Genomic DNA, 3,653 nt, shown 5'->3' with positions numbered 1-3,653 from the left:
GCGCCACCAGGCCGAGAATGATGGCCGAGGCAAAGCCCGCCAGGTCGCCGACCTTGCCGGTGCCGAAACTGAAACGCCGGTTGCCGGCATTGCGCCGGGCAAAACCGTAGGCCGCCGCCGCGATGCCCAGGGCCCCGGCGTGGGTGGCCATGTGCAGCCCATCGGCCAGCAGGGCCATGGAACCGGTGAGGTAACCGGCGACGATCTCCCCCGCCATCATCACCACCGTCAACAGCACCACCCACAGCGTGCGGCGGGCGTTGTCATCGTGATCAGCACCGAGAAACTGATGATCGTGGGCCAGGTGTGCAGCCTGCTGAGACAGGTTCATGAGCGGCTCCTACTTGGAATAACGGCGGATGGCTTCAAGCAGTTCATCCACGCCCCGGGCCCGCTCGGCATCGCTGAGCTCGGGGTTGGCCACGTGCTCCAGGGCATGGGCTTCGATGATCTCGCCCATCAGGCCGCTGATGGCGCCCCGAGTGGCGGCCACCAGGTGCAGGGTCTTGCCGCAGTCGGCCCCGCTTTCCAGGGCTCGCTCCACAGCCTGGACCTGGCCGAGAATGCGCCGGACCCGCTTGAGCAGCTCATCTTTCTGCGCGTGAGTGTGCGACATACCTATACCCCCTATACCTATATAGAGCGCATCTTGCTCCCCTGCCCTCGACAACGCAAGCCGGCCCGACGATGCCGAACGGTTCAAGCGCAGCCAATATTTTGCGCGGATCGACACCTGGGACTGGGAGGTCGATACCCAGCGCCTGTAATGGTCGGAGGCGATCTACGGCATGTTCGGCTTCCAGGCGATGTACGAGGCCCGGCGCAGCGGCAACAACCACTACCGTCTCGGGCAATAAGCCGCTGCCTAGGCCTCGGCGCCTTCGCCCAGCAGGCGTTGGCGCAGGAATCCCAGGGCGCCCTGGAACAGCGGGTGCCATTGCTCCGACGGCAAGCTGGCCAGGGGCTGCCAGAAAAACTCGAACCGATGGCCGCCGTCATCCGCGGTGAAATGGCTCCAGCTTTCCGGCAACGGCGCTGGCACCCGGCATTCATGGAAGGCCCACACCTGGCCGCAGAAACCCGAATGCCAGAGCCCCAGGAAACCGCTTTCCCCGGCCTGGACACCGGCCTCTTCCGCCAGCTCGCGAACGGCAGCAGTAGCCGTGGACTCCCCCGGCTCCACCGTGCCCTTGACCAGTTGCAGGCCGGCCAGTGGATGGCGGAAAGCCAGGATCTCCAGCTCGGTGGAATGGCGCAGCACCACCGGACAGGCTTTATTGGCACGCATCGGCCCCTCGCTCCTCAAGCCTTCAATCGTCCCGGGTCAGCACTTCCAGCAACTCGATCTCGAAGATCAGGTTGGAATTGGGCGGGATGGCGCCCATGGAACGCTCGCCATAACCCAGGTGCGCCGGCACCAGCAGCTTGCGCTTGCCGCCCACCTGCATGCCCATCAGGCCCTGGTCCCAGCCCTTGATCACCCGGCCGGTGCCGATCACGCACTGGAACGACTTGCCACGATCATAGGAGGAGTCGAAGCTGCTGCCGTCCTCCAGAAAGCCCCGGTACTGGGTGGTGATCAAGGCGCCCTTGACCACAGCCTTGCCGTCGCCCGGCTGGATATCGATGACCTGCAATTCGTCGCTCATGGTTCACTCCCGTTCAAGCATTGCCCCGTCACGGGACTGCGGCGCGCTTTTTCGCAGAATTGCCCCGGCTTGGCAATCACTGTGGCGCCACCTCGATCAGGGTATCGGTATCGAGAAAGATCGCCCCCAGCGCCATCGCGACCTCCTCGACGCTGGCGAGCCCCGGCTTCCAGCTGATCTCAAGGCTGGGCAAGCCCCGGCACCAGGCCTGGGAATCGCCAAAATGCAGGGTCAGGCGGCCCGGGGCCAGCAGCACCTGGCGGATGCCGCCATAGCCGGACACTGCCTGGCCGCCCAGTTCCACATGGTAAGTGTCCATGCCCAACTGCCGGTCCTGCTCGTCAAAGCATTCGGCGCGCTGCAACAGCAGGTAGTGCCCGGGCGGCTGCCCGTCGTCGGCAAAGCCCAGGATCTGCACCTCGTCTTCAGTGCAGGCACTGTAGCCAGTGGCATGAAATTTCAAACTCATCGCTCCTTGCTCCTTATTCGCGGTCACTGGCGCAACAGCCCGCTTTCATAATCCAGCCAATCCTGCTCAAAGCACTCCTGCAGGTACTCCAGCACGCTGTCCAGCGACACCGAGGCAGGCACATTGACAGCAAGGAACGCCTTGCTCATGCCCTCCCAGCTGCAGCCCAGGGCGTTGATCCGCGCCAGCACCTCGGGGGTCCGGGCCCTGCCGGCGTCAAAGAACACCAGGCGCAACGTGCTGTTGCCACTGCTGCGCCCGACCCGCCTGAACCACTTCAGGCCATCGGCCTCCACCTGGACTTCGACGTCGTCCTCGTAACAGGCATCCTGGGAGTAGAACGGAAGGTTGGCGATACGGTACAGGCCATCGGGCTGGCGTTCGGCCCAGACCCCTTCGCTGGCCACCGGCGGATAGTCGTCCACCACCGTCAACCTGAGCATGATCTTGTCCATCACCTGTCCCTGGTTCATTGAATAATAGGCAGCGGTGCCTTTCGGCCCCCGCGCAAGCCGAGCGCTTTTTCGCAGAATTGCCGGCCCTTGGCAATCATTGACGGGTCGCCGGCGAAGGTGTGTCACCGAACAGGAAGATTCCGTTACCATTGCCGCCCCCACGCCTCACTCGATAAGGACATCCCATGGCCACCGCCGATATCGTCGCCCTGGTGCTGCTCGCCGCTCTGGCGCTGTACCTGGTCAGCCTCTACAACCGCCTGACCACCCGGCGTACCCGTCTGCGCAATGCCTTCGCCCAGATCGAGGTGCAACTCAAGCGCCGCTACGACCTGATCCCCAACCTGCTGGAAACCGTCAAGGGCTACCTGCAGCACGAGCGCCAGACCCTGACCGCCCTGGCCGAGGCCCGCAACAGTGCCCGGGATAGCCTGCAAGCCGCCGCCGCGCAACCCGGCGACAGCGCACGCATCGCCCGCCTGGGCCAGGACCAGGGTGCCCTGGACCAGGTCCTCGACCGCCTGCACCTGAGCCTGGAGGCCTACCCGGAACTCAAGGCCTCGCAGAACATGGCGCAACTCAGCGAAGAACTGACCAGCACCGAGAACAAGGTCGCCTACGCGCGCCAGGCCTTCAACGACGCCGTGACCGACTACAACCTGTGCAAACAGCAGGTGCCGGCGCTGTTTTTCGCCGGGCTGTTCGGCCACCGGGCCGATGCCGCCCTGCTGCAATTCGCCGACAGCGCGCAAATTCAAGACGCCAGCAAAGTCTCCTTCCAGTAACTGCACCTGCCCCCGGAAACCTGCATGAAGTTCTTTCAACACCAGGCCCGAGCCCGGCGCCACACCCTCAAGCTGGTGCTGTTGATGACCCTGGCGGTAGCCACCCTGGTCAGCCTCAGCAGCCTGGGGCTGGGCCTTGCATGGCGCGAGCTGAGCCAGGAATACAAGCAGCCCAAGGTCTTGAGCTGGACCGCAGTGGCCGTGGTGGCGCTGCTGATGCTGCTGGTGGTGCTGCTGGGCAGTTGGTACAAGACCTGGCGCCTGCGGGCCGGCGGCAAGGTGATCGCCGAGCACC

Annotated in this window: 8 protein-coding genes; 2 read left to right on the top strand and 6 right to left on the bottom strand. The window is 64.6% G+C overall.

The window, feature by feature from the left end; translation table 11 throughout:
- The 6 genes from F6S12_RS30400 to F6S12_RS30375 all read right to left on the bottom strand — a co-directional run.
- Positions 1-331, bottom strand: a 331-nt coding sequence (locus tag F6S12_RS30400; RefSeq protein WP_315869737.1) for a cation diffusion facilitator family transporter, incomplete at its 3' end; no start/stop codon positions are given.
- Positions 332-340: 9 nt separating this feature from the next.
- On the bottom strand, positions 341-616 hold the full coding sequence (locus tag F6S12_RS30395; protein ID WP_011060804.1) for a metal/formaldehyde-sensitive transcriptional repressor: 276 nt from the start codon (positions 614-616) through the stop codon (positions 341-343).
- Positions 617-865: 249 nt separating this feature from the next.
- Positions 866-1,288, bottom strand: a complete 423-nt coding sequence (locus F6S12_RS30390) for an NUDIX hydrolase (RefSeq protein WP_236187043.1) — start codon at positions 1,286-1,288, stop codon at positions 866-868.
- 22 nt (positions 1,289-1,310) lie between these two features.
- On the bottom strand, positions 1,311-1,649 hold the full coding sequence (locus tag F6S12_RS30385) for an FKBP-type peptidyl-prolyl cis-trans isomerase (protein WP_315869736.1): 339 nt from the start codon (positions 1,647-1,649) through the stop codon (positions 1,311-1,313).
- A gap of 76 nt (positions 1,650-1,725) precedes the next feature.
- A complete protein-coding gene (locus tag F6S12_RS30380; protein ID WP_019094390.1) occupies positions 1,726-2,118 on the bottom strand; it encodes an Imm10 family immunity protein in 393 nt (130 codons plus the stop codon).
- A gap of 23 nt (positions 2,119-2,141) precedes the next feature.
- A complete protein-coding gene (locus F6S12_RS30375; RefSeq protein WP_019094391.1) occupies positions 2,142-2,573 on the bottom strand; it encodes a DUF4265 domain-containing protein in 432 nt (143 codons plus the stop codon).
- Between the two features lie 185 nt (positions 2,574-2,758).
- Between F6S12_RS30375 and F6S12_RS30370 the strand changes: the two genes are divergently transcribed.
- Both F6S12_RS30370 and F6S12_RS30365 read left to right on the top strand, forming a co-directional pair.
- Entirely contained in the window at positions 2,759-3,358 is a 600-nt protein-coding gene (locus F6S12_RS30370; protein WP_011060799.1) for a LemA family protein, read from the top strand.
- A 24-nt stretch (positions 3,359-3,382) separates the two neighbouring features.
- On the top strand, positions 3,383-3,653 hold a 271-nt coding region (locus tag F6S12_RS30365), incomplete at its 3' end, for an FtsX-like permease family protein (protein ID WP_315869735.1).

The sequence above is a fragment of the Pseudomonas sp. JV245A genome, from assembly GCF_032424515.1.
In the GTDB taxonomy this organism is placed as follows: domain Bacteria; phylum Pseudomonadota; class Gammaproteobacteria; order Pseudomonadales; family Pseudomonadaceae; genus Aquipseudomonas; species Aquipseudomonas protegens.
This window is presented reverse-complemented; position numbering and strand designations above follow the sequence as displayed.